The sequence below is a fragment of the Streptomyces sp. NRRL B-24572 genome (genome assembly GCF_002156145.1).
In the GTDB taxonomy this organism is placed as follows: domain Bacteria; phylum Actinomycetota; class Actinomycetes; order Streptomycetales; family Streptomycetaceae; genus Streptomyces; species Streptomyces vietnamensis.
In genome coordinates this window covers 1-24,556 of sequence record NZ_MWIG01000212.1, presented here as the reverse complement: position 1 = coordinate 24,556, position 24,556 = coordinate 1, and the positions used below count along the sequence as shown (strand labels likewise).

Here is a 24,556-nt window from a genome sequence, read left to right as displayed (position 1 = left end):
TGAACCGATGACGCTCACGTATACCGACCTCATGGGCATGGACCTCGGCAAGCTCGATACCGCCGTCGGTGACTGGAAGGCCATGGCCGGCAAGCTCGCCAAGCTGGAGACAGCCGCCAGGGACGGCTTGCTGCGCACGTCGGAACAGGCCAGGTGGAAGGGCGTCAATGCCGACGTCACCAGGGAGTTCGTGGCCGGCACCGCGAAGGAGATCGCAGATCTCAAGTCCGAGGCCACCAGTATCCACGCCGTTCTCGCGGACGCCCACACGGAGCTCGTCAGCATCCAGAAGCGGGCGAAGGCGCTCACCGAAGAAGCCGCCAAGGGCTCGGAAAAGGACCCCGGTCTGCTGGTGACGGACGGCGGCGACGGCACCGTCCGGGTCATGGAGGCGATGTGCACCCCGGAGGGGACGACGCAGCGCACCAAGGACCTGATGCAGTGGTACGCGGATACCCTTACCGGCCTCCTCTCCCATGCCACTGAGATCGACGCCGCCGCCACCCGGGCCCTGAAGCGCAGCCACGGCGGCGATGTGCACAACGCCGGCCATGCCACGTACACCTCGCTCGACGAGGACCAGTTGCCCCGCGCGACGAAGCTCGCGTCGCTCGGCAAGGGCGCGAACGACGAACAGCGTGCCGAACTGGTACGTCTGTGGCGTTCGCTGAGCCCGGAAGCCAGGGCGGAGCTGTGGGCGAAACAAGAAGACAACCTGGTGGCGGCCGGGCTGCTCAACCCCTCCATGAAGCAGATCGCCCCGGACAAGGGGTCGGGTCCGTACGACGTGGAGAAGCCGGGCTTCCAGGAGTGGGCCACCCTCGCGAAGATGCGGGGGATCACGGAAGGCGCGGACGCGATGGACCTGGTCGATGCGGGCCGCCACATGGATCACTACCTGGACAACGACGGCAAGCCCATGAACCTTCCTGTCGACAAGATGATGGCTGACGACGACGGCTTCAGGAAGCACATTGACGGGCACATCAGGATGTATCAGGAGGAATGGCGGGAGATGGCTCTCGCCGAGTTCAAGGCCAACGGCGGGAAACCGGTGTCGATCCCGGTGGAGACGCCCAACATCAATGACTACAGCTTCACCAAGGAGAGCAACCCGAACTGGTTCTACGCGGTCGGCTCCACCAGGGCGAATGTCACCGGCGTCGTCACGGTCGTCCCGGACGCCGACGGCAACCCCAAGGTCGGCCTCGACTACCAGGCCAACGCTTGGGACCGCTACAACTGGGACGAGAACAAGGGCGTGGACATCTTCGGCGTGATGGACATTCCCGACGGCCAGATGGCACGACTGCACACGACAGGCCTCGCGCAGGAGTTCGACATGTCAGGAAGCAGCTCCGTCAAGCACTACGACCTCGGCTCCTCTACGCCGAACGCCGGCCCCCTGCCGGAACCCGACGAGCCGGGCCGCGAGGGAGGCCGTACGGACAACGGTCGGGAGACGCGCGAGGGACGGGCAGGTACGGGCAGGTGAGCGGTGTGGACAGCGTGCGGCCGGGTGGCTCACGCCTGAGGCGGCGGCTGCTCGTCGCGGCCGCGGGGGTCGTAGGGGTCGTCGTCGTGGCCGTCGGCGCGTTCTACCTGCTGGCGGACAAGTGGCTGTCCGACTCCGTCAAGATGGAGAAGGAGTGCTGCTGGGAGGCCGGAGCCACGCCCGCGTGGATGAGCGAGCAGATCGGCCTGCGCGTCCCGGAGAACGCCGCGGACCGGCGAGCCGGTTACAAGGTCGGCGAACGGTACGACACGGGGCTGCTGAGCTTCACCCTGCCGGCCCTCGAAGCGAAGGCGTACCTGGCTCCACTGACACCCAAGGGCGCCCGCATGATCCGCAACCTGGAGCCCGAACCGGCGAACTACCGTCCGGCGGCCGGATTCGCGCACCTCGGGCTTCCGGAGCCCGAGACGCTCGTCGACGGGATGCTGATGGGAGGCTTCTGCCCCGACAACGTGGACTCGCCCGACGCCGAGCACCTCGCCTACTGCGTGAAGGTGTTCTCTCACGAGTACACGCCGGGCACGACCCGGATCTACCTCCGCTCGACGATCGAGCCTGGGCTCACACCGCCCCCTGGCTCTTAGTTGCCAGGCACGCGGCTCCGTTCCCGTGTGCCGCATGCTCGGCCCCGGCAGTCCCGAAAACGCCTGAAGTTTCGGGCAAGGGTCAACAGCTGAGCACGTTCGCGCAGGTCAGAGCCACCCCACTCCCCCACCCATCAAGAGCCTTCCAAGCACTTGGCCGCAGGTTCGAGTCCTGCCGGGGGCGCAAGATTCAAGACCCTCCTTCGGGAGGGTCTTTTTGCTGGTCAGGGGCTGTTTCGGGAGGGCGGGGGACGACAGGTCGGCGCGCGGAAGGCCGGTGCGCGGGGGCGACGCCGCGCGCTTCGGTCGGTACGTGCGGGATCCGCGCGGCGCTGCCCGGTGACGACCTGGCTCTGCCGCCCCCCGGCGTGGTTCAGAGGTCCTTCCGCATGAGGACGCACATCGTCTCGTGGCGGCGGATCGACCCGTCGGGGCCTTCCTCGTCCCAGGCGTCCGGCTCCCGGCCGTACGCGACATAGCCCAGACGCTCGTACAGGCGGCGCGCCCGGGGGTTGTCCTCCTCCACCGCGAGTTCGGCCCTGTCCAGCCCGCGCTCCCGGATCCGTTGTTCGGCGGCTCGGACGAGCAGCGTTCCCAGGCCGTGGGACTGCAGCGCGGGCAGCACGGCGAGCTGCCACAGGGTTCCGGCTCCCTCGGAGACCCGGTAGTCGATCCCGCCGATCGCCACCGGCAGATCCGCGGCGGTGCAGACGGCCAGGTAGTCCACCTCGCCCGCCTCCGCGCGCGCCAGCTCCCGCTCCACGTGCCGCAGGTGGGTGCCCGAGCCCGACCAGGTGCACGCCGGCAGGTCCCGGGGCAGGAGGTCGCGCACGCTGACGGGCAGGGTGACGGTGGGCCCGGTGGGGGCGTCTTCGGTGTTCACGCACTGAAGCATGCGAGCGGAGCGACGGTCCTACAACGCGTTTCTCCCGGCTCGTTCCCGTGGCGGCGGGGAGCAGATCCGTCCGGGCTGCAGGGTTCAGGCCCGGATCACCGCGTCCAGTGCCTTCCCCTGCCCGGCCATGGCCGGCCATGGCCGCATCCCGGTCGGCGTGGACGAGGTGGTGGCCGGCGGCGAGTCGATCGTAGGAACGCGCGACGGGTGGGGCCCCGGGCATGAGCTCCGAACTCCGGTGAGCCGTCGTCAGCGGACGACGTCGAAGACCTGCTTCTGCAGGCCGTTGGCGTAGACCTCGTGCTCCACCAGCTTCAGCTTCTGGGTGTCCTTGTCCGTGGCGCTGAAGAGCCGCTTGCCCGCGCCGAGCAGGAGCGGGAACACGAGCAGGTGGTAGCGGTCGATCAGGCCGGCGTCCGAGAGGGCCTGGTTCAGGGAGGCGCTGCCGTGGACGATGATCGGTCCGCCCTCGGTCTCCTTCAGCGCGGCGACCTCGTCGAGCGAGCGCAGGATCGTCGTCTCGCCCCAGTTCGACACCAGGTCGCCCTCGGTGAGGGTGGTGGAGACGACGTACTTCGGCATCGCCTTGTAGTCGGCGAAGTCCTCCATGTCGGGCCACACCGCGCTGAACGCCTCGTAGCTGGTCCGGCCCATCAGCATCGCGGCCGCTTCCTTCTGCTCACGGCCCTTGATCTCGAACGCCTCGGGAAGGAACTCGACGTCCTTGAAGGTCCACCCGGAGTTGCGGTAGCCGGGCTCGCCGCCCGGGGCCTCCACGACTCCGTCGAGCGAGATGAAGGCGGTGCTGATCAGAGTACGCATCTGGGGTTCCTCGGTGTCTCGTGTCGGGTTGTCGGTGGATCCGGTCCGGTGCGCCAAGGACCCCAAGTCGCGGTCCCTGCGCACCATTCATGATCTCTGACTGCGACTCGCGGAGAAACTCATCGGTCGTCGACGCCCAAGGGCCGTCGCCGTCCTCGTCGGCGAGCGGACCCGCACCGCCGGCATCCGCTACGGCGTCAAGAGCATCTCCCCGCTCGCCGTCGAACTCCGAGACCGTCGCACTCCGAGACCGTCGCGCTCCGAGACCCTCGAACTCCGAGACGCCAGGATCCGTCGGTCCCGTCGAAAAGTCAGGTCGAGAGGTCAGCCGGTCCCGGTGGCTACGGGCGTCCCGGCGTGGGTGATCTCCGCGGCGCCGTCGTCGCCGAGGCGGGCGTCGCGGGGCGCGTCCACGGTGCGCTCGCACTGGGCGAGCGAATCGAGCGGATCGAGCAGATCGAGCAGCTCAAGTCGCTTTCCGCTGGTCAGCGCCTTGCCGTCGGCCGCGAACGCGTCGCAGAGCTCCGCCTTCGAGCCGGTGGTGGTCTCCACCATGCCGTCCTCCATGAATCCGTGGAGGATGGTGAGTGAGGCCGGGACGGGTGCGGTGGCCACGCCTCCCCCGGCCGCGCAGCCGATCCCGGGAGGACCCCGTGGGCTTCGCCGACGACCATCTGATTCCGCTGGTCGACGAGGGCCTCGGCAACAGCGCCTATCTCGTCGACCTGGGCGACGGCCGCGCCCTGGCCGTCGACGCCACCCGCGACCTGCGGACCCTGCACGCCGCCGCCGGGCGGCGCGGCCTGACCGTCGCGTACGCGGCCGACACGCACCTGCACGCCGACTTCCTCTCCGGGGCCGTGCAGCTCGGCCACGACCACGGCGCCACGCTCCTTGCGTCCGCCGCCGGACACCGCGCCTTCGCGCACCGGGGCCTGGCCGACGAGGACGAGGTCGACCTCGGCGGGCTGACCCTGCGGGCCCTGGCCACCCCCGGGCACACCGACGAGCACCTCTCCTTCCTGCTCCTCGACGACGGCCGGGAGCTGGGCGTGTTCACGGGCGGCTCGCTGATCGTGGACTCCGCCGCCCGCACCGATCTCCTCGGTCCTGACCGTACGGAGGAGTTGGCCCGCGCGCAGTACCGCTCCCTCCAGCGCCTGACGCGGCTGCCGGACGCGACCGCCGTGTGGCCCACCCACGGCGCCGGCTCGTTCTGCTCCGCCCCTCCCGGCAGCGAGCGCACCACCACCATCGGCGCGCAGAAACGGACCAACCCGCTGCTCGCCGCGCCCGACGAGGACACGTTCACCGCGCGGCTGACCGGCAGCCTGGGCAGCCACCCCGCCTACTTCGACCGGCTCGCCGAGGCCAACCGGCGCGGTCCCGCCGTCCTCGCCGCCACCCCGCTGCTGCCCGTCCTCAGCTCCGGACAGGTCGGTTCGCTGCTCGCCGACGGCGGATACGTCGTCGACGTCCGCCCGGCAGCGGACTACGCCGCCGGCCACATCCACGGCTCCCTCTCCATCCCGCTCCGCGGCCGGTTCGCCACCTGGCTGGGCTGGCTCCTGCCCGACACCGCGCCGATCGCCTTCGTCGCCGGCGACGACCAGGACCTCGGCGAGATCGTCTGGCAGGCGTACAAGATCGGTTACGAGCGACTCGCGGGCCGTCTCGCCGGCGGCATGCCCGGCTGGCTCGCCGACGGCAACCCCCAGACCGCCACCCCGTTCGTCACGGCCGACCGCGCCGGAGACCACCCCTACCTCGACGTACGGCAGGAAGCGGAGTTCACCGCCGGCCACGTGCCCGGCGCCACGCACATCGAGCTCGGCAGCCTCGCCTCCCGGGCCGCCGGCGCCCCCGACGGGGTGGTCGTGGCCTGCCGGCACGGCGAGCGCGCCATGACCGCCGCCAGCCTCCTGGAACGCGCCGGCCACACCGACATCACCGTCCTCGACGGCGGACCCGCCCAGTACGCCGCGGCCCGGGGACAGCAGCTCGTCCAGGGCGGGGAGACCACCCACCCGTGAACGCCACCGCCGCCCCCGGGCGCCCCGTGCGGCTCGGACTGCGGGAGAACCGGCTCCAGTTCACCCTGCTCGTCATCGTCATCGTCATCATCTGCGTCGGCGGCCGCGGCGGGCTCGAACTCGCCCAGCACCCCGAGCCCCTGCCCGCCGGCGAGGAGCACGGGTCCGACCGCCACGCTCGCCCTCACCGCCTCCTCGCCGCCCGCTGGATCACCGACCGCGCGAGGGACCGACCGCGCGAGGGACCGACCACCCGCACCCGTGGGCGGGCCACAGCGCGGGTCCTCCTCCGGGAGGGTCCTTTCGCGCTCGCGGCCGTGGCTCACTCCGGGCCGTGCGAGAGCAGTGCGTCGAGTTCCGGGAAGGGGATGCCCCCGGCGAGGGAGCCGTGGTCGCCGGTGGTGAAGAGTTCCTGCGCGGCGCGGCGGGCGGCGGCGTAGGCGGCCTGTGCCACGCCCGAGCCGAGGCTGACGCGGGCCACGCCGAGGGCGCCGAGCTCGGCGACGGCCGGGGCGCCGGGACCGGCCATGACGTTCAGCGGTACGGAGACGCCCCCGGCCAGCGCCGAGATGGCGGCGGCGTCGGTGACGCCGGGGACGAAGATGCCGTCCGCGCCCGCGTCGACGTACAGACGCGCCCGGGCCAGCGTCTCCTCGAGTCGGGCGTCCGGGTCGCCGAGCCCGAACAGGAAGGTGTCGACACGGGCGTTGAGGAACAGGTCCGCGCCGGCCCGTTCGGCGGTCTTGCGGGCCGCTTCCAGCCGCGCCGCGAGCTCCGCCGGGGGCCGGGTGCCGTCCTCGATGTTGATGCCGACGGCACCCGCCGCGAGCACTCCGGCGACGGTCTCGGCGACCCCGGGGGCGTCCTCCCCGTATCCACCCTCGATGTCGGCGGTGACCGGAACCTCGACGGCGGCGACGATCCGGGCGATCGCCTTCAGCGCTCGCTCCCGGCCGAGGAGGTCCCCGTCCGGAGACCCCAGCGACCAGGCGACGCCCGCGCTGGTGGTGGCGATCGCGGGGGCACCGGCGGCCTCGATGACGCGGGCACTGGCCACGTCCCAGGCGTTGGCGAGCGCGAGGGGCGCGGTGGGGGTGTGCAGGGAGCGGAAGACGCGGGCGTTGTCCGGCCGGGTGAAGGTCATGAGCGCAGTGAAACACCGGCCGCCGCCTGCCTTCCGGCAGGAATCCGACATGAACGTCGGCCAGGCGCCCCCGTCACCACCCTGAACGACGGCGCTTCGCGCCTGCTCCTACCCCTCGGCCGGTACGGCATAGCGTTCACCTTCAACCCATTGCAATGAATGGAGTTTCGTACGTTGCATTAGCTTCACTGTCGTTGCAATGAAATCTCGACATCCACCTGCACTTATGTAGATTCCTCGCAACGATGAGGTTGCCGTAATCATGAACGCAACGTAGCTTTTCCTTCATCGGAAACAACGAGTCCAAGGAGAAGCACCATGCAGACGTTCGCCACCACCGCCCCCGTCTCCGCCGTCCTCGACATCCCCGCGGGGCGCATCCGGTTCATCGCCGCCGACCGGACCGACACCACGGTCGAGGTCCTGCCCGCCGACGCCTCCAGGAGCCGCGACGTGAAGGCGGCCGAGCAGACCGGGGTCTCCTTCGGGGACGGTGTGCTGCGGATCGCGGCCCCCGCGGCGAAGAACCAGTACTTCGGTCCCTCCGGGGCCGTCGAGGTCACCGTCCAGCTGCCCGCCGGTTCCCGGGTCGAGGCGAAGGCCGCCGCCGCCGAACTCCGCGGTGTCGGACGGCTCGGCGACGTCACGTTCGAGGGCGCGCAGGCCACCGTGAAGCTCGACGAGACCGCAAGCGCCCGCCTCACCCTGCAGGCCGGCGACATCACGGTCGGGCGTCTCGGCGGCGACGCCGAGATCAGGACCCGGAAGGGCGACCTCCGGGTCGGCGAGGCCATGCGCGGCACCGTCGTGCTGCGCACCGAGGCCGGCGAGATCAACGTCGGCGCCGCCCGCGGCGTCTCCGCCTCCCTCGACGCCGGCACCGCCTACGGCCGGGTCCGCAACTCCCTCCGGAACACCGGGGATTCCGCCGCCGGCCTCAGCATCCGGGCCACCACCTCGTACGGCGACATCACCGCCCGCAGCCTCTGACGGCCCGCTGTTGGCGGAGGCGGCCGACGGGGTACGGACACGCGTATGGTGCTTGACGGAGAGCCGGCCGTGACGGTCGTACGCGCGTGCTTGCGGGACGACGACGACAGGGACGGCAGGGACGGCAGGGAGGGGCCGGGCGGCCCAGGCGGTCCGGACGGCAGGGACGGCCCGGGCGGCCCAGGCGGTCCGGACGGCAGGGACGATCCGGGCGGCAGGGACAGTCGGGGCGGGAGTCCCACCGCCGTCCTCGACGACGGGCCCTTCGGCGAGGACGAGCGGCGGCGGGTGCCCCGGGCGACGGGGACCTCGCACGCCGTCTTCGTCTCGGCGGAGCCCGGGCAGCGGGACGGCCGCCCCGCCTTCTCCCTCCGGTTCTTCACCTCCGAGGGGGAGTTGCCGTCGTGCGGGCACGGCACGCTCGCCGCCCTGGGATACCTCGCCGCGCGGGCGGGCGGTGACGCGTACCGGGTCTCCCTCCGGACGGCGGGGCGTACGTTCCCCGGCTGGGCCGTGCGGAAGGGACCGTACGCCCGCGTCGGCTTCGCGTACGGGCCCGTGGAGCTGCGCGATCCGACCGGCGGCGAGTCCGCGCTCGTCCTGCCCGCGCTCGGCCTCGCCCCGGACGCGCTCGGGGAGGGGGTGCGCGTCGCCTCGGTCGGGCGGCCGCGGCTCCTCGTCCCGGTGGCCTCGCGGTCCGAACTCGCCGCGCTCGCCCCGGACATGGAACGGCTCCGCGCCGCCTGCGACCGCCTCGGTCTCCTGGGCTGTTACGCGTACTCCGCGCCGACGCCCTCGGGGCGGGTCGCGGCCCGCATGTTCGCCCCGTCGATCGGCGTCCCCGAGGACATCGCCAACGCCAACAGCACGGCCTGCCTCGCCGCCCACCTCGCCGGCCGGGGCATCGACCGGATCGCGGTCGACATGGGGGACTCCCTCGGCAGTCCCGCCACCATCAGCGCCACGACCCGGGTCGGGGCGTCCGGTCCGGAGGTGCGGCTGGGCGGTGACGTCCTGGTCGGGCAGGCCCCAGGGGGTTCGGGAGCGGGATCCACGCGTCGCGGTCCACGCCCCGCAGGCGCATCAGGGTGAGGCCCTTGACCCGGAGCTCCGGGGCGAGGAGGGCCGCGCGGTCGGCCCGGTTCTCGGGGGTCGCGGGGAGGTCGGCGTAGGCGCGGCGGGCAGCGGCGGCGACGACGTCCCAGAGCCGGCCCTCCTCCTTCCGGTCGCGTTCGGCAAGGGCGGCAGGAGCGGCGAGAGCGGCAGGGACAGCAGGGGCGGCAGGGGCAACAGGGGCGGCGAGGGCGGAGACCAGGGTCCCGAACGTCGTGCCGAAGAGGTGGCCGAACAGCATCGTGCGGAGCACGTCCGGGTCGTCGTCGATCACCCGTCCGCCGACGGGAGCCGCGTCGAAGCCGTGCCGGACGAGCCGGCTCGGGCTCACCCGGACGTCTGCGAGGTCCCGGTAGACGAGCCGGCGGGGGCGGGCGTGCGCGTCGAGCACGACCAGGAGGTTCTGCCCGTGGGCGGCGGGCGCGACGCCCCGGCTCAGGAGGCGGACGAGCGGCGGCACCGCGAGGCCGGCGAAGGCGGCCAGCCAGTCGGCGCCCGCGGCCGGAGCCCCTGCGGACGCCAGGAGCGTCCGGATCAGGGGCGGTCCGTCTCCGGCGGGGCGGGCGGCGAGCGCCGCCACCGGCACGACCGTCTCCCCCGGGCGCAGCCGCGCGGCGGCGGATGGTGACTCGCGGAGCAGGACGGCGAGGTCGGCGCTGGGCTCCCCTCGTACGAGCGCGGAGGCGCCGGCGAGGTTGCGGGTGATCCGGAGGCTTCCGGAGAGGTCGGCGACGACGTGCGCGAGGAGCGCGGAGAGCGGCGCGCTGTTCTCGACGCCGCTCGCCGAGATGTCGCGGATCGCGCTGGTCATCCGCGTGGTCAGCGCCGTCTTCAGGTGCGGTCCGCCGTCGAGCGGGGCGAGGGTCCGTACGCTCATCAGCGGCCGGGCGGGGATCGCTCCGGTGGCGTACGGCTCGTGTCCGAGGCCCGGCAGGACGTGCGCGCTCTGCCAGGGGTGCACGGGCAGCAGCAGCCGGTCGCCGTCCCGCAACCGGTCCGGCCACTCCCCCGCGACGAGGCACCGGTCGGCCGGGACCGCCACCAGGTCGAGGCCGACGACGGGGCGGTGCTCGGGCGCGTACGCGAGCTGCTCGGCCACCGAGAGGCCGGGGCGGCTGCGGCAGCAGGGGTGGTACGGGTGCCCGTCGACGACGCTCTGCTCGACGTACGCGAGGGAACGGGCGTCCCCCGGTCGGTAGGTCGCCCCCGCCCGGGACAGCGCCAGGGAGGCGACGCCGTGGCCGAGTTCGGCGACGAGGGCCTCGGCGCCCGGCAGGCCGAGCGCGGCGAGGAGGGCGGCCGGGTGGTCGTGGGCGCGGCCGTCGAGCCGTACGGTCGTGTCCTCGCCGGGGACCACCAGGTCGTACGGGAGCCGGGGCGGCCCGCTCAGGACCCGGCCGTCGGCGAGCACCACCCGGCCGGCGTGCGCGTCACGCTCCGCGGTCCCCGGCAGCGGCTCGTGGAGCAGCGCGCGCCACAGCCGGCCGAGGACCGCCGCCCGCGCCGGGGGCAGTTCCTCGCGGTAGGCGGCGAGGAGCCCGGGGGCCACGGCCGCCAGTTCGGTGGCGAAGTCGTCCTCGGGGGCGAAAGCTGAGGTTGGGGCGACGGCCACCTCGGGGGCGCGCGGTGGCTGCCGCACGCCCTTGTCGTGATCCGGAGCGAAGCGCATGAAGGCTCACTACCCTGCGCAGGATGTCCCTACCGGTGGACGACCCGCCGGAGAACGGGGGGAAGGCGCTGTCGTGAGCGAAGCCAAGGACCGGGCCGACGCCCTGTCGGCCACCGCCCTCCTCAACTGTCTGATCCGGGAGGTGGCCCGGCCCGAACCCCGCCCGGGCGCGGACCATGCCGTCCACCGGCTCCCGGCGACCGGCCGTCTCCTTCGGGTACGGGCGGGTCGCAGGCCCGCCGACCCCTGCGTCCGCACCGACGGCGGCTGGCTCCCGCTGACCTTCGAGGCCCTCGTGGCGCTGACCGCCGACGAGCTCGGCCGGCGCACCGGCGTCACCAACAGGACCGTCGTCGACGAGATGACCGACAGCCGGGACGTCATCGCGGCGCTGCAGGACGCGCGCGCCGCCGCGCGCCCGCCGGAGGACCCGTACCTGCGGTCGGAGCAGGCGCTGCTCGCCGGGCACCGGTACCACCCGGCGCCCAAGGCGCGCGGGGCGGGCGCCCCGGAGAGCTGGCTGCCGTACGCGCCGGAGGCGTACACCCGGTTCCCGCTGGAGCTCCTCGGCGTCCGGGCCGACGTCGTCGCGGAGGACGGGGACCTGTCGCTCCTGGAGGTGCTGGGGACGGCGGGACCCGACGGCTATGCGGTTCTCCCCATTCACCCCTGGGAGCTGGACCTGCTGCAGGAGAGCGGGCTGCCCGCGTTCCGTGACGGGCGGCTGCTCCGGCTCGGCGCGAGTGCGCCGCAGGCGGGGCCGGCCGTGCCGACCTCCTCCATACGGACGGTGTACCTGCCGGAGGCCGACCTCTTCTGCAAGCTCAGCCTGGACGTGCGGATCACCAACGGGAACCGCCGTCTGGAGCTGCGCGACCTCCTCTGGCTGCGGACGGTCGGCGAGCTCCTCGCGCCGGTCTTCGACCCCCTCCCCACGGCGAGCTTCCTCGCCGACCGGGGCTACCGCACCGCCGACCTCGGCGGGCAGCACGCCTACGAGGGCTTCGCGGTGATCGCCCGCGAGGGTCTGCGGCCGCATCTGCTGCCCGGGGTGACGCCGCTGCTCGCGGCGGGCATCGGCGAGGGCTTCCCCGGGAACCCGCTCGACGGGCTGACCCCCGAGCGGGCCCTCGTCTGGTGGCAGCGCTACCTCGACCAGCTCGTACCACCGGTGCTGCACGCCTGGCGGGCGCACGGCCTGGTCCTGGAGTGCCATCTGCAGAACGTCCTCGTCGGCGTGGACGCCGCCGGCCTCCCGGCGCAGGTGGTCTTCCGCGACCACGAGGGGATACGGATCGTCGCCGAGCGGCACCGCGCGCTCCTGGACCGGTACGCGTCACGGGGGCCCGCCCCGGTCCTGGACGCGGCGCACGGCTGGGAGCGACTGGCGTACTGCCTGGTGACGAACAACCTCTCCGAGATCGCCGGCGCCCTCACCGACCGCCACCCGGAGCTCACCGGCGAACTGTGGCCCCGGGCGCGGGCGGTCTTCGCCGGGTACGCGGCGGAGCACGGCGGCCCGGCGGAGGTTCCCGCCCTGCTCGCCTCGCCCCACGTCCCCGCGAAGACCAACCTGCTGCTGCGCTGGCTCGACGTCGACGGCGCCGACGCCCGGTACACGCCGATGGCCAATCCGCTGCGGCCGCAGGCCTGACCCCCGGCGGACCGGGCGGCCCGGCCTCACTCCCGGCGGACCGGGCGGTCCCGTCTGAACCTCGGCGGACCGGGCGGTCCCGCCTGAACCTCAGCGGACCGGGCGGTCCCGCCTGAACCTCAGCGGACCGGGCGGTCCAGCCTCACCCGTACGAGGGTGGTCTCCACGCCGCTGTCGACGAGGCGGCCGTCCGCGTCGAAGGCCTCCGGGCCGTCCGTCATGCCGAAGTCGTTGTCGTTGAGCAGGACGACGGTCGAGGAGCCCTCGACGGCGACGCCCTCGATCTTGCCGGGGACGCCCTCGACCGTGTTGAGGTCGATCACGAGGCGCTTGTCGAGGACCGGGACCTCGGCCGCGGCCGTGTCGTCGAGCTGCTCCAGGGTGGGTGCCGTCGCGGTGTCCCAGGTGGTGCCGAGGATGTCGGAGTCGCGGCGGAGGCGGACCTCGTAGAGGCGGGCGGCCTTGTCGGTGCGCTCCTGCACGAGGAGGCGGTCGCCGCCGACGGCGACGAGCGCGGAGAGCTTCAGCTCGGGGGTCTTGGTCTGGCCGGGCTCGACGACGCCGACGGTGTCGAAGCGGTAGGCGTACTCGGCGGTGACCCGGTTCTTCTCGGGCGAGAAGCGCAGCAGGCGGGTGGTGCGGGAGTTCTCCCCGGAGACCTTGTCGGGGTTGAGCAGGGGGCTCTGCAGGCCGAGGACGAGGTCGCCGTCGGGGAGCAGCGCGAGGCCCTCGAAGCCGCGGTTGGTCTTGCGCTGGAGGAAGATCGACGGCAGCGACTCGACGACCGGATAGTCGGTGCCGGTCAGGCCGAGGCCCTCGGGGACGTGGCGGGCGAGGACGCGGCCCTTCGCGGAGACGTGCACGAGCGAGGGCCCGTACTCGTCGACCAGCCAGAAGCTGCCGTCCCGGTCGCGGACGAGGCCTTCGGTGTCGAGGCCGTTCGGGTTGTACGCGAGCGGGGTGGAGGCGTCGTAGTCGTACGGGGCCTCGTCGCGGCCCGGCTGGTTCGGCAGGCCCGTCACGGGGGCGCCGGAGGCGGTGGTGAGCGGGATGGACTTCAGGACCTGGATCCGGTCGCCCACGGCGCGGATCTTCACGATGGCCGGGTCGAAGCCGGGCACGGGGAAGGTGCGCCGCTTGTCCTTGCCGACGGCTATCTGCCCGTTGGGGCCCCGGTCGGTGACGGTCCAGTACTCGCCGCGCCGCCCGGCCGGGTACAGGTCGCTGCCGATGCCGCCGAGGTCGACGCCCCGGTCGTCGGCGACGCTGCCCGGCAGCAGGCCGTTGCTGAAGGCGGCCAGCGGGATGTCGGGCAGCGTCGAGGCGGAGAGGACCCGGCCGGCGGGGTCGCCGTGGTGCGCCGGGGTGGCGTCGGCCGTCCCCACGACCACCGAGCACGCGAGCGCGGCGGACAGCGGCAGGACGACGAGGGCGGGCCGGCGCAGGAGACGCGTGGTCGACGGATTCATCAGAACTCCCTGGATGACATGGAAAGTCGCCGGTGAGGGCGGCCTCATGGTCCAGTCCTTCGCACAACGCGCGGCGACGGGTTCACGACGTCCGGGCGAGTCCTGGGTGAACGCGAGGTCCGCCCTCGTGCCCCCTCCGTCCTAGTAACGGTCGAGGATGAGCTGCGTCTTGAGGATGTCGCCGTGGTACAGCCAGCCGTGGGACTCGGCGACGGCGACGGCGTCGGCGTGCAGGTCGGCCGCGTCGGCGTACGAGCCGGTCTTGAAGGACAGCTCGACGACGTACTCCGTGCCGGTCCCGTCCGCGCCGACCACGGGCAGCACCTCGATGCTCGCGTCGTCGGAGGGGCCCCAGGCTCCCCCGTACACCTTGGAGGTCACCGGCCCGTGGGCGCGGGAGGCCTGGAGCGTGTCCTTGCCCCAGTTGGCGCTGCCCCAGTTCTCCAGCTTGCCGGGGATGTCGTTGACGAGCCAGGTGCGGCCGGTCGTGCTCGTCGGCATCGCGGTGCCCGAGTAGCCGCTGGAGCTGTGGGACTTCTCGTTGGAGAAGCTGAGGGTCTGCTTGGCGTAGCCCCAGTCGACCTCGGCGTCGTAGTTGGTGTCGCCGCTGTCGAAGCCGGCCGCGTTGGCCGTGGTGAGGGCGGCGTCGATGTCGCCGTTCGTGACCGGGAACCGCTTCTTGTACGTCTCCTCGAACGACGAGCCGCTCTTGTGGCGCAGGCGGACGCTCCAGCCCTGCGCGTCGAGCGCGAGCCCGTCGGTGTCGTAGTAGCTGTACGAGCGGGCCTTCGCCGAACCGGTGATCCCGAAGGCCGACCTGACCTCCGCGCTCGGCGCGAAGCCCGCGTCGAGGGCCGCCGCGGTGAGGTTGATCTTCACTTCGTACGTCGGGACGGCGTTGGACGCCGCGAACGCCGGCGAGGACGGGGCGAGGAGAGCGGCGGCGGCGGCGAGGGCGACGGCCGAACCGACGGCGGCCGGGCGCGTGGCACGGGACAGGAAGGTCATGCGCCGATGCTCACGAGCGAGGGTGAGAACCGCGTGACCCGCGGACGTGGCCCCGGTGAACCGGACGGGACGGTAAGGGGCCTACCGCAGAAGCAGGTTCGCGCCCACGTCCTCCGGGACGGCCTCCCGGATCGGGGTGCTGTCCGGGCCCGGGCGGTGCATGCCGGGGACCGGGGTGGTGGGGTCGGTGCGGTGGAGGAGGACCGTGCCGTCCTGCTGCCAGACCTGCGTGTAGCCGTGGGCGAGGAGGAGTTCGACCCGCCGGCGCTGTTCGTCGGTGGAGGCGAAGGGGAAGGTCCGGTCGTCCGTCCGGAGGAGGAACCAGTCGGCGCCGCGCGGGGTGCCGTCGGCGATGACCACGTCCGTACGGGCGGTCAGGCGGGGCGCGATGGTGTTGTCGGCCTCCACGGTGGCGCCGTCCGGGATGAGTGCGGCCGCCGCGGCGAGGGGGCGTTTGTCCGGGGAGGGCCGCCAGAAGTCGGGGCGGACGAGGAGGTTCAGGCCGAGGGCGACGGCCGCCGCGGAGGAGAGGGCGATCGCGGCGACCGCCCAGGGACGGATTCCACGACGACGCGCGTGCAGCCTCGCCAGCGTCTCCAGGGCCGCCGTGAGCAGGATCGGCCACAGGAAGGCGTCGTAGTGGTTGATCACCGGCCAGTGGTTGGGGTTGTCGGAGAGGACGCGTTCCGCGAGGAGGGGGACGGCGAGCAGGAAGGTCGGGGAGCCGAGCGGGAGCAGGGCGAGGGAGCCCAGGATCCAGACGAGCATGGCGACCTTGACGAAGGGCGTGACGGCGGCCTGGAGCAGGACCCAGGGGGCGGTGAGGACGTGGACCAGGGCGTCCCCCGGGTCGGCGCCGAGGCTCCCGTACGACCAGTAGTAGCCCTCGGGGCCGCCCATCGCCGGGATGAACCAGCCGATCACGACGGCGGACACCAGCGGTCCCGCCAGGGCGAGCACGATGCCCGTGGCGCGGCCCGTGCGGTGGCCTGCACGGTGGGCGCGGACCGCGAGGACGAGGCCGTACGCGCCGACGACCAGGCCCATGTCCTCCTTGGCCGTGCAGAGGAGGGCCGCCCAGAAGGCGGCCGCGCCGTAGCGGTGGGCGAGCCCCCGTTCCAGCATGAGGAGGGTGAACGGCACCGCGAAGGCGACCTCGTGGAAGCCGTTGTAGGAGGAGTTGAGGAGCGGCCAGCCGAGGGCGTACACGAGCCCCCCGAGGTCGGCGGCCCGGCGTACGACGAGCGGCTCCGCGCCCGCGAAGACGTGCCGGGCGATGCGGCGGACCACCGGCACGCCCGCCGCGAACAGCGCGGCCTGCGCGAGGATCAGCGTCCGCGGGTCGTCCCACAGCCAGTAGAGCGGCGCGAGGAGGGCGAGCGCGGGGGTGAAGTGGTCGCCGAGGAGCGAGAAGCCGGGCGGGAACTCGTGGTGGACGTTCTTGATCGGCGACCTGGGCAGCTCGAAGTGCGCGTACGCCCGCACGGCCTGGTCGAAGATGCCGAGGTCGAAGCCGGTGGCCCGCAGGGCCGTCCAGGACTGCAGCCCGAGGGCGGCGCAGACGAGGAAGCAGAGGGCGGTGAGGACGACGCCCCGGCCCCCGGCCCCCGTGTCCAGGGGCTCGGCGGAGGCCGCCACCGAGTCCCGTTCTCCGGACGAGCGCGGGCGGGTCGGTATGTACGGCAGCGCGTTCCCCATGGCCACGACATTACGTTGCGTCGTCGCCGGTGGGGGTTGTCCGTGCGGGAAGGGAGAATCACGCCATGGCCCTCACCGCGCGCGCCCTCAACCGCTCCACCCTCCAAAGGCAGTTGCTCCTGGAGCGGGCACCGCTCGGCGTCACGGAAGCGGTACGGCGCGTGGTGTGCCTCCAGGCACAGCATCCCGGCTCGCCCTACGTGGCGCTGTGGAACCGGGTCGCGGACTTCGACCCGAAGCACCTCGACGGGGCCGTGAGCGGATTCGAGTTGGTCAGGTCGACGCTGATGCGGCTCACGCTGCACCTCGTGCACGCCGGGGACTACCGGGCCTTCCGGGAGGGCATGGAGCCGACGCTGCGCGGTTCGCGACTGCACGACCCCCGCTTCACGAAGGCCGGATTCACGGCCGCCGACGCCGACGCGCTGCTCCCCGACCTCCTGGCGTACGCCGGGAGCGTGCGGACCGGGGCCGAGATGAAGGCGCGCCTCGAAGCCGGCCGGGGCGGGCCGGTGGAGAACGTGGTCTGGCGGATGGTGCGGCAGTACGCGCCGCTGTGGCACGCGCCGACGGGACCGCCGTGGTCGTTCGGGACCGCGCAGGCCTTCGTCACGGCGAACGAACTGCCGGTGCTCCGCGACCCGGAGGCCTCCGCCGCCGGCCTGGCCGCCCTGCTCCGGCGCTACCTGGAGGGCTTCGGACCCGCGTCCGTACCGGACATGGCGCAGTTCACGACGGCCCCGCGAGGCCTGGTCCGGGAGGCGGTGAAGGCCCTGGAGGGTGGGCTGGAGCGCCTGGAGGGGCCCGACGGGACCGTGCTGTACGACGTACCGGGGGCGCCTCTGCCCGGCGAGGACGCCCCGGCGCCGCCCCGGCTGATGGCGATGTGGGACAGCGTCCTCCTCGCGTACGCGGACCGCAGCCGGGTCATCCCGCCCGAGTACCGCAAGCACGTCATCCGCGTGAACGGCGACACGCTCCCGACGCTCCTCGTCGACGGGTACGTGGCCGGGGTCTGGCGGCCGGTCGACGGCGGGATCGAGGCCTCGGCCTTCCACCCGCTGACGGCCGGGGACTGGGACGGGCTCGCGGCCGAGGCGGCGTCCTTGGGGACGCTGCTCGCCGACCGCGACCCGCGGGTGTACGGGCGGTACGACCACTGGTGGACCAAGGGCCTCCCGGCGGCCGAGACGCGAGTGCTGCCCTACTGACGCCCGGCCAGTTCCCGCAGTGCGACGTTGAGTTGGAGGACGTTGACGCGGGGTTCGCCGATGAAACCGAGGATGCGGTCGTCGGTGTGGTCGGCGACGAGCCTGTCGACCTGGGCGACCGTGAGGTGGTTCTTCTCGGCGACCCGGTGGACCTGGAGCTTCGCGTACTGCGGGGAGATGTGCGGGTCCAGGCCGGAGCCGGAGGAGGTGACGGCGTCGGCGGGGACGTCGGAGGGCTTGACCGTGTAGCCGTTCACCGAGTTGTCCTTGACGACGGCGGCCTTGGCGTCCTTGACCCACTGGATCAGGTCGGCGTTGTCGCCGGAGCGGTTGGTGGCGCCGGACAGGATCAGCCTGTACCGGGTGTTGACGCTGTTGCTGCCGAGGCCGTGGGAGGGGCGCGGCTGGAACCACTTCAGGTCCGCACTCGCGGTCTCCTCGCCGTCCTTCAGCGGGAGGTTGTAGGTCTGGCCGATGAGCTCGGAGCCGACGACCTTGCCGCTCGCGTCCTTGATCTCGGAACCGTTCGCCTTGCCCGGGAAGGCGACCTGGGCAAGCCCGGTGACGGCGAGCGGGTAGAGCACGCCCGTCACCACGGTCAGGACGAGCAGGGCACGGAGTCCGGCCCAGAGCAGACGTCCCGCGTTTCCTACGGAGTTGTTCGTCATGGTCAGCCGATTCCGGGGATGAGGGAGATGAGGAGGTCGATGAGCTTGATGCCGATGAACGGGGCGATCAGGCCGCCGAGTCCGTAGATGCCGAGGTTGCGCCGCAGCATCGAGTCGGCGCTGGACGGCCGGTAGCGCACCCCCTTCAGGGCGAGCGGGACCAGGGCGATGATGATCAGCGCGTTGAAGATGACCGCGGAGAGGATCGCGGACTCCGGCGAGGCCAGGCCCATGATGTTGAGCTCGTCCAGCGACGGGTAGGCGACCGCGAACATGGCCGGGATGATCGCGAAGTACTTCGCCACGTCGTTGGCGATCGAGAAGGTCGTCAGCGCGCCCCGGGTGATCAGGAGCTGCTTGCCGATCTCGACGATCTCGATGAGCTTGGTCGGGTTGGAGTCGAGGTCGACCATGTTGCCGGCCTCCTTGGCGGCCGACGTGCCCGTGTTCATCGCCACGCCCACGTCCGCCTGCGCCAGCGCGGGGGCGTCGTTCGTGCCGTCACCCGTCATCGCGACGAGCTTGCCGCCGGCCTGCTCCCGCTTGATCAGGGCCATCTTGTCCTCGGGGGTGGCCTCGGCGAGGAAGTCGTCGACACCGGCCTCCTCGGCGATGGCCTTCGCGGTCAGCGGGTTGTCGCCCGTGATCATGATCGTCTTGATGCCCATGCGGCGCAGCTCGTCGAACCGCTCCCGCATGCCCTCCTTGACCACGTCCTTCAGGTGGATGACGCCGAGGACCCGGGCGCCCCTGTCGTCCTCCAGAGCCACGAGGAGCGGCGTGCCACCAGCCTGCGAAATGGCGTCGGTGACGTCCTGGGCATCCTTGGCGACCTCGCCACCGTGTTCCTCCACCCAGGCCACGACCGAACCGGTCGCGCCCTTGCGGACCTTGCGCCCGTCCACGTCCACACCCGACATACGGGTCTGGGCGGTGAACTCGATCCAGCCGGCATGGCTCAGCTCGCCCTGATGCCGCTCGCGCAGCCCGTACTTCTCCTTCGCGAGGACCACGATCGAACGGCCCTCGGGCGTTTCGTCGGCGAGCGAGGACAGCTGCGCGGCGTCAGCCAGCTCGGCCGCGGTGACGCCCTTGACCGGGACGAACTCCGAGGCCTGCCGGTTGCCGAGCGTGATGGTGCCCGTCTTGTCGAGCAGCAGCGTCGACACGTCACCGGCGGCCTCCACGGCCCGGCCCGACATGGCGAGGACGTTGCGCTGGACTAGCCGGTCCATGCCGGCGATGCCGATCGCCGAGAGCAGCGCGCCGATCGTCGTCGGGATGAGGCAGACCAGGAGCGCCGTGAGGACGATCATCGAGGTCTGCTGGTCGGCGCCCGCGTAGATCGCGAACGGCTTCAGCGTGACCACGGCCAGCAGGAAGACGACGGTGAGGGAGGCGAGCAGGATGTTGAGGGCGATCTCGTTGGGGGTCTTCTGCCGGGCGGCGCCCTCGACCAGGTTGATCATCCGGTCGATGAACGTCTCCCCCGGCTTCGTCGTGATCTTGATGACAACCCGGTCGGAGAGGACCTTCGTGCCGCCGGTGACCGCGCACCGGTCACCTCCCGACTCGCGAATCACCGGGGCGGACTCGCCGGTGATCGCCGACTCGTCGACGCTCGCGACACCCTCGACGACGTCACCGTCGCCGGGGATGACGTCGCCGGCCTCGCAGACCACCAGGTCGCCGATCGTCAGTGCGGTGCCGGGCACCTGCTCCTCGCCCGTCTTCGTCAGGCGGCGGGCGACGGTGTCGGTCTTGGCCTTGCGCAGGGTGTCGGCCTGGGCCTTGCCCCGGCCCTCGGCGACCGCCTCGGCGAGGTTGGCGAAGATCGTGGTCAGCCACAGCCAGGCGGTGATCGCCCAGCCGAACCAGTCCCCCGGATCCTTGAACGCGAGGACGGTGGTGACGACCGAGCCGACCAGCACCACGAACATCACCGGCGACTTGACCATCACGCGCGGGTCGAGCTTCCGGACCGCGTCCGGCAGGGACGTGAGCAGCTGCTTCGGATCGAACAGGCCACTGCCGACACGGCCGGTCTCGGCCGGCCGGCCGGTGGGCGCCCCTGACTGCGGGGGCCGGGTGGGAGTGAGGGTGCTCATGCTGCGAGTCCTTCGGCGAGCGGGCCAAGGGCGAGGGCCGGGAAGTAGGTGAGACCGGTGACGATCACGATCGTGCCGACCAACAGGCCGGTGAACAGCGGCTTCTCCGTCCGCAGCGTGCCCGCCGTCTCCGGCACCGGCGTCTGCTCGGCCAGCGAACCCGCCAGCGCGAGGACGAACACCATCGGCAGGAACCGGCCCAGCAGCATCGCGATGCCGATGGTCGTGTTGAACCACTGGGTGTCGGCGTTCAGGCCGGCGAAGGCCGAACCGTTGTTGTTCGCGCCCGAGGTGTAGGCGTAGAGGATCTCGGAGAAGCCGTGCGCACCGGAGTTGGTCATCGAGTGCACCGGGGTCGGCAGAGCCATCGCCAGGGCGGTGAAGCAGAGGACGAGCGCGGGGGTGACCAGGATGTAGAGCGCGGCGAACTTGATCTCGCGGGTGCCGATCTTCTTGCCCAGGTACTCCGGGGTGCGGCCGACCATCAGGCCGGCGATGAACACCGCGATGACCGCCATGATCAGCATGCCGTACAGGCCCGAGCCGACACCGCCGGGCGCGATCTCGCCCAGCTGCATGCCCAGCAGGTTGATACCGCCGCCGAAGCCGGTGTACGAGGAGTGGAAGGAGTTCACCGCACCCGTCGACGTCAGCGTGGTCGCCACCGCGAAGATCGACGAACCGCCGACCCCGAACCGGGTCTCCTTGCCCTCCATCGCCCCGCCCGCCAGCTCGAAGGCCGGGCCGTGGTGGGCGAACTCGGTCCACATCATCAGCGCGGTGAACCCGACCCAGATGGTGGCCATCGTGGCCAGGATCGCGTACCCCTGCTTGATCGAGCCGACCATGCGGCCGAAGGTGCGGGTGAGCGCGAAGGGGATGACGAGGATCAGGTAGATCTCGAAGAGGTTGGAGAGCCCGTTGGGGTTCTCGAACGGATGGGCCGAGTTGGCGTTGAAGTAACCGCCGCCGTTCGTGCCCAGCTCCTTGATGACCTCCTGCGAGGCCACCGCCCCGCCGTTCCACTGCTGCGCGCCGCCGGTGAACTGGCCCACCTCGTGGATCCCGGAGAAGTTCTGGATCGCCCCGCACGCCACCAGCACCAGCGCGCCCACGACAGAGATCGGCAGCAGGATCCGGACGACTCCCCGGACCAGGTCGGCCCAGAAGTTGCCCAGCTCACCCGTGCGGGAGCGGGCGAAGCCCCGGACCAGCGCCACCGCCACCGCGATGCCCACGGCCGCCGACACGAAGTTCTGCACCGCCAGACCGCCGGTCTGCACGACGTGGCCCATGGCCTGCTCGCCGTAGTACGACTGCCAGTTCGTGTTCGCCACGAACGACGCCGCCGTGTTGAACGCCTGGTCCGGGTCGATCGACACGAACCCCAGCGAGCCGGGCAGCGAGCCCTGCACCCGCTGCAGCAGGTACAGGAACAGCACGCTCACCACGGAGAAGGCCAGCACCCCGCGCAGATAGGCCGGCCAGCGCATCTCCACGTTCGGGTTCGCACCGATCGCCTTGTAGATCCACTTCTCGGGCCGGTAGTGCCTCTCCGAGGAGTAGACGCGCGCCATGTAGTCGCCGAGGGGCCGGTACGACAGACCCAGGGCGACGATCAACGCCAGAAGCTGGAGGACTCCAGCGAGAACGGGACTCATCTGGGAACTCAGAACCTCTCCGGCTTGACGAGGGCGAGGACGAGATAACCCAGGAGGCCGGCCGCGACGAGCAGACCGACGATGTTCTCGACACTCACAGCTTGGCCACCCCCTTGGCGATGAAGGCCACCAGCGCGAAGACCGCGACCGTGGTGACGACGAAGGCCACGTCGGCCATCGTGAGCTCCCGGATGCAGGAAGAAGGAAGAACGGATTCTCGGACGAGACGAGGAAACCGCCTTCCTGATGACTCGCCGCCGCCGTTGACGTGCCCCTAACGCCGTTAATGCCCGTCTTGACGGTTCCCCTACGCGAAGCCCTCCCCCATTGCCAGTGGCCAGAAGTGCACATATCTTCGAGCCGACACCTACGGACCGGGATGCTCGTCAGTCCCGGGGCGGTCCGCCGTTCACGGGCCGGACGGCGGGGAGCGCACCTCCTGGACGACGGAGGACGCTGGACGCCGGGCGTACGGGATATCCGTATCCACGTACCCGCAGGAGCTGAGCAGCACATGAGCAAGCACGTCCTCGCCCAGAACCAGTACGGCAAGGCCGAGAACCGCATCGTCACGGTCACCCGCAAGGGCAACGACGGCGCGTGGCACGAGATCCGCGACCTGAACGTGTCGGTGGCGCTGCGCGGTGAGTACCGCGACGTCCACCTGACCGGCGACAACGGCAACTGCCTGCCGACGGACACCACCAAGAACACGATCTACGCCTTCGCCAAGGAGCACGGCGTCGACTCCCCCGAGGCCTTCGGCATCCTCCTGGCGAAGCACTTCGTGAGTTCCCAGGCCGTGATCCACGAGGCGCAGATCCGGGTCGAGGAGTTCGCCTGGGAGCGGATCTCGGTGCCGAGCCGCAAGGAGCAGCACTCCTTCGCGCGCAAGGGTCAGGAGGTCCGTACCGCGCAGATCACGTACTCGGAGACCACCGGGCTCCAGGTCCTGTCGGGCCTCAAGGACCTGACGGTCATGAACTCGACCAACTCCGAGTTCCACGGCTTCATCAAGGACAAGTACACGACGCTCCAGGAGGCGTACGACCGCATCCTGGCCACCAAGGTCACCGCCCGCTGGGCGAACTCGGCCTCGGCCGCCGCCGACGCGGAGCACGACTGGGACGCCTCGTACGCGAAGGTGCGGCGCCACATGCTGGAGGCGTTCGCAGAGACGTACAGCTACTCGCTGCAGCAGACCCTGCACGCGATGGCGGACCGGGTCCTCGACCACGTCTCCACGGTCAACGAGGTCCGGCTGAACCTGCCGAACAAGCACCACTTCCTGGTGGACCTGGAGCCGTTCGGGCTGAAGAACGACAACGAGGTGTACTTCGCGGCCGACCGGATGTACGGCCTGATCGAGGGCACCATCCACCGTCAGGGCGTCCAGCCGGTGATCGCGACCAGCGACTGGATCACCGCGTAAGAGGTACTACAGCCTGGCCGCTTCCACTCCCAGCCATACGGCTGCGAGTCCGGCGGCCAGGCTCCCGGCCACGTTCAGGGCCGCGTAGCCCTTCGCCCCGTTCTCGTACAGCCGGAACGTCTCGTACGAGAAGGTGGAGTACGTGGTGAGGGCGCCGCAGAAGCCCGTGCCGAGCAGCAGGTGCGCCTGTGCGGAGGAGACGCCGGTCAGGAGTCCGAGGACGAACGATCCGACGACGTTGACGGTGAAGGTGCCCCACGGGAAGACCGAGTCGTGGCGTGCCTGGACCGCGCGGTCGGTGAGGTAGCGCAGGGGTGCGCCGACGGCGGCGCCCACCACGACGAGCAGCCAGTTCACGCGTGCCTCCCCCGGGCCCGTACGACCGCCCGGGCGGCGGTGACGCCCGCCCAGACGGCGGCGAGGGCGGCGAGCAGGGTCCCGCCCAGGTAGAGGAGGCCCCGCGTCGGGTCGCCCGCGCTCAGCAGGCGCTGGGTGTCGAGGCCGTACGTCGAGAAGGTGGTGAACCCGCCGCAGACGCCGGTGCCGAGGAAGGGCCGGAGCAGCGGGTGCGGGGCGGTCGTGGTCTCGGTGAGGAGGACCATGAGGGTGCCGAGCACCGCGCAGCCGACCGCGTTGACCGTGAGGACCGTCCAGGGGAAGGCGCCGTCCGGGGTGGGCCGGGCGAGCGAGGCGCCGTAGCGTGCGAGCGCGCCGAGGGCGCCCGCGCCGAACTCCAGGCGCACATAGCCGAGCTGCGGAGCCTCATCGCGGGCGCCCTGCGCGACACCGAGCCGGCGGAGCCGCACCCCGGCTGGTCGGACCGGCGCACCGCCGACGCGATCCTCGTCTCCCAGCCCGGCGGCTACCGGCTCGACGCCGGC

21 protein-coding genes and 1 pseudogene are annotated in these 24,556 nt (G+C 71.8%); 8 read left to right on the top strand and 14 right to left on the bottom strand.

Annotated elements, in window-relative coordinates:
• Positions 1 to 7: 7 nt before the first annotated feature.
• Positions 8 to 1,495, top strand: coding sequence for a hypothetical protein (locus tag CCN56_RS13420; protein WP_086826734.1), 1,488 nt, complete (start codon positions 8 to 10; stop codon positions 1,493 to 1,495).
• Positions 1,496 to 1,500: 5 nt separating this feature from the next.
• On the top strand, positions 1,501 to 2,100 hold the full coding sequence (locus tag CCN56_RS13415) for a hypothetical protein (protein ID WP_256961953.1): 600 nt from the start codon (positions 1,501 to 1,503) through the stop codon (positions 2,098 to 2,100).
• 373 nt (positions 2,101 to 2,473) lie between these two features.
• On the opposite strand, the gene CCN56_RS13410 is transcribed toward CCN56_RS13415, so the two are convergent.
• From CCN56_RS13410 to CCN56_RS13400, 3 genes are all read right to left on the bottom strand, one after another.
• Entirely contained in the window at positions 2,474 to 2,995 is a 522-nt protein-coding gene (locus CCN56_RS13410) for an N-acetyltransferase (RefSeq protein ID WP_086826732.1), read from the bottom strand.
• 249 nt (positions 2,996 to 3,244) lie between these two features.
• The gene (locus CCN56_RS13405) at positions 3,245 to 3,817 is read right to left on the bottom strand and encodes a dihydrofolate reductase family protein (protein WP_086826730.1); all 573 of its coding nucleotides are present in this window, start codon (positions 3,815 to 3,817) and stop codon (positions 3,245 to 3,247) included.
• A gap of 324 nt (positions 3,818 to 4,141) precedes the next feature.
• A complete protein-coding gene (locus tag CCN56_RS13400; protein ID WP_086826728.1) occupies positions 4,142 to 4,432 on the bottom strand; it encodes a hypothetical protein in 291 nt (96 codons plus the stop codon).
• 38 nt (positions 4,433 to 4,470) lie between these two features.
• Between CCN56_RS13400 and CCN56_RS13395 the strand changes: the two genes are divergently transcribed.
• The gene (locus CCN56_RS13395; RefSeq protein ID WP_086826725.1) at positions 4,471 to 5,850 is read left to right on the top strand and encodes a rhodanese-like domain-containing protein; all 1,380 of its coding nucleotides are present in this window, start codon (positions 4,471 to 4,473) and stop codon (positions 5,848 to 5,850) included.
• 322 nt (positions 5,851 to 6,172) lie between these two features.
• Here the strand turns inward: CCN56_RS13395 and CCN56_RS13390 are convergent, their stop codons facing one another.
• Positions 6,173 to 6,994, bottom strand: a complete 822-nt coding sequence (locus CCN56_RS13390; protein ID WP_086826724.1) for an isocitrate lyase/phosphoenolpyruvate mutase family protein — start codon at positions 6,992 to 6,994, stop codon at positions 6,173 to 6,175.
• Between the two features lie 318 nt (positions 6,995 to 7,312).
• On the opposite strand from CCN56_RS13390, the gene CCN56_RS13385 reads away from it, so the two are divergent.
• The gene (locus CCN56_RS13385) at positions 7,313 to 7,984 is read left to right on the top strand and encodes a DUF4097 family beta strand repeat-containing protein (protein ID WP_086826722.1); all 672 of its coding nucleotides are present in this window, start codon (positions 7,313 to 7,315) and stop codon (positions 7,982 to 7,984) included.
• Between the two features lie 45 nt (positions 7,985 to 8,029).
• Positions 8,030 to 8,935, top strand: a pseudogene (locus tag CCN56_RS44510) (PhzF family phenazine biosynthesis protein); the annotation flags it as partial.
• Between the two features lie 4 nt (positions 8,936 to 8,939).
• On the opposite strand, the gene CCN56_RS13375 reads toward CCN56_RS44510, so the two are convergent.
• Complete coding sequence (locus CCN56_RS13375; protein WP_086826718.1) at positions 8,940 to 10,766, bottom strand: IucA/IucC family protein; 1,827 nt, start codon at positions 10,764 to 10,766, stop codon at positions 8,940 to 8,942.
• Here CCN56_RS13375 and CCN56_RS13370 point away from each other — a divergent pair.
• Complete coding sequence (locus tag CCN56_RS13370; RefSeq protein WP_086826716.1) at positions 10,765 to 12,420, top strand: IucA/IucC family C-terminal-domain containing protein; 1,656 nt, start codon at positions 10,765 to 10,767, stop codon at positions 12,418 to 12,420. The genes CCN56_RS13375 and CCN56_RS13370 overlap by 2 nt on opposite strands.
• 119 nt (positions 12,421 to 12,539) lie before the next feature.
• On the opposite strand, the gene CCN56_RS13365 is transcribed toward CCN56_RS13370, so the two are convergent.
• From CCN56_RS13365 to CCN56_RS13355, 3 genes are all read right to left on the bottom strand, one after another.
• Entirely contained in the window at positions 12,540 to 13,889 is a 1,350-nt protein-coding gene (locus tag CCN56_RS13365) for an esterase-like activity of phytase family protein (protein WP_086826714.1), read from the bottom strand.
• A 141-nt stretch (positions 13,890 to 14,030) separates the two neighbouring features.
• Entirely contained in the window at positions 14,031 to 14,897 is an 867-nt protein-coding gene (locus tag CCN56_RS13360; protein ID WP_086826713.1) for a hypothetical protein, read from the bottom strand.
• A gap of 81 nt (positions 14,898 to 14,978) precedes the next feature.
• Positions 14,979 to 16,595, bottom strand: a complete 1,617-nt coding sequence (locus CCN56_RS13355) for a DUF2079 domain-containing protein (RefSeq protein ID WP_086826711.1) — start codon at positions 16,593 to 16,595, stop codon at positions 14,979 to 14,981.
• 65 nt (positions 16,596 to 16,660) lie between these two features.
• Between CCN56_RS13355 and CCN56_RS13350 the strand changes: the two genes are divergently transcribed.
• Positions 16,661 to 17,806: a winged helix DNA-binding domain-containing protein gene (locus tag CCN56_RS13350; protein ID WP_086826709.1), complete on the top strand. Its 1,146-nt coding sequence runs from the start codon at positions 16,661 to 16,663 to the stop codon at positions 17,804 to 17,806.
• On the opposite strand, the gene CCN56_RS13345 is transcribed toward CCN56_RS13350, so the two are convergent.
• The 4 genes from CCN56_RS13345 to kdpF are packed head-to-tail and all read right to left on the bottom strand — an operon-like array spanning position 17,800 to position 22,341.
• Entirely contained in the window at positions 17,800 to 18,474 is a 675-nt protein-coding gene (locus CCN56_RS13345; RefSeq protein ID WP_086826707.1) for a potassium-transporting ATPase subunit C, read from the bottom strand. The two genes, CCN56_RS13350 and CCN56_RS13345, sit on opposite strands and share 7 nt — an antisense overlap.
• A gap of 2 nt (positions 18,475 to 18,476) precedes the next feature.
• Complete coding sequence (gene kdpB, locus CCN56_RS13340; protein WP_086826705.1) at positions 18,477 to 20,582, bottom strand: potassium-transporting ATPase subunit KdpB; 2,106 nt, start codon at positions 20,580 to 20,582, stop codon at positions 18,477 to 18,479.
• Complete coding sequence (gene kdpA / locus CCN56_RS13335; RefSeq protein WP_086826704.1) at positions 20,579 to 22,243, bottom strand: potassium-transporting ATPase subunit KdpA; 1,665 nt, start codon at positions 22,241 to 22,243, stop codon at positions 20,579 to 20,581. Before kdpA ends, kdpB begins: the two co-directional genes overlap by 4 nt.
• Before the next feature lie 8 nt (positions 22,244 to 22,251).
• A complete protein-coding gene (kdpF, locus tag CCN56_RS41805) occupies positions 22,252 to 22,341 on the bottom strand; it encodes a K(+)-transporting ATPase subunit F (protein ID WP_107484145.1) in 90 nt (29 codons plus the stop codon).
• A 416-nt stretch (positions 22,342 to 22,757) separates the two neighbouring features.
• Here kdpF and pucL point away from each other — a divergent pair, with 416 nt between their 5' ends.
• A complete protein-coding gene (gene pucL / locus CCN56_RS13325) occupies positions 22,758 to 23,675 on the top strand; it encodes a factor-independent urate hydroxylase (RefSeq protein WP_086826701.1) in 918 nt (305 codons plus the stop codon).
• Positions 23,676 to 23,681: 6 nt separating this feature from the next.
• Here pucL and crcB read toward each other — a convergent pair whose 3' ends face one another.
• The gene (gene crcB, locus CCN56_RS13320) at positions 23,682 to 24,032 is read right to left on the bottom strand and encodes a fluoride efflux transporter CrcB (RefSeq protein ID WP_086826699.1); all 351 of its coding nucleotides are present in this window, start codon (positions 24,030 to 24,032) and stop codon (positions 23,682 to 23,684) included.
• Positions 24,029 to 24,556 (bottom strand): CrcB family protein (locus tag CCN56_RS13315; protein WP_373412853.1); only part of this gene is annotated, 528 nt, incomplete at its 5' end. The genes crcB and CCN56_RS13315, both read right to left, overlap by 4 nt.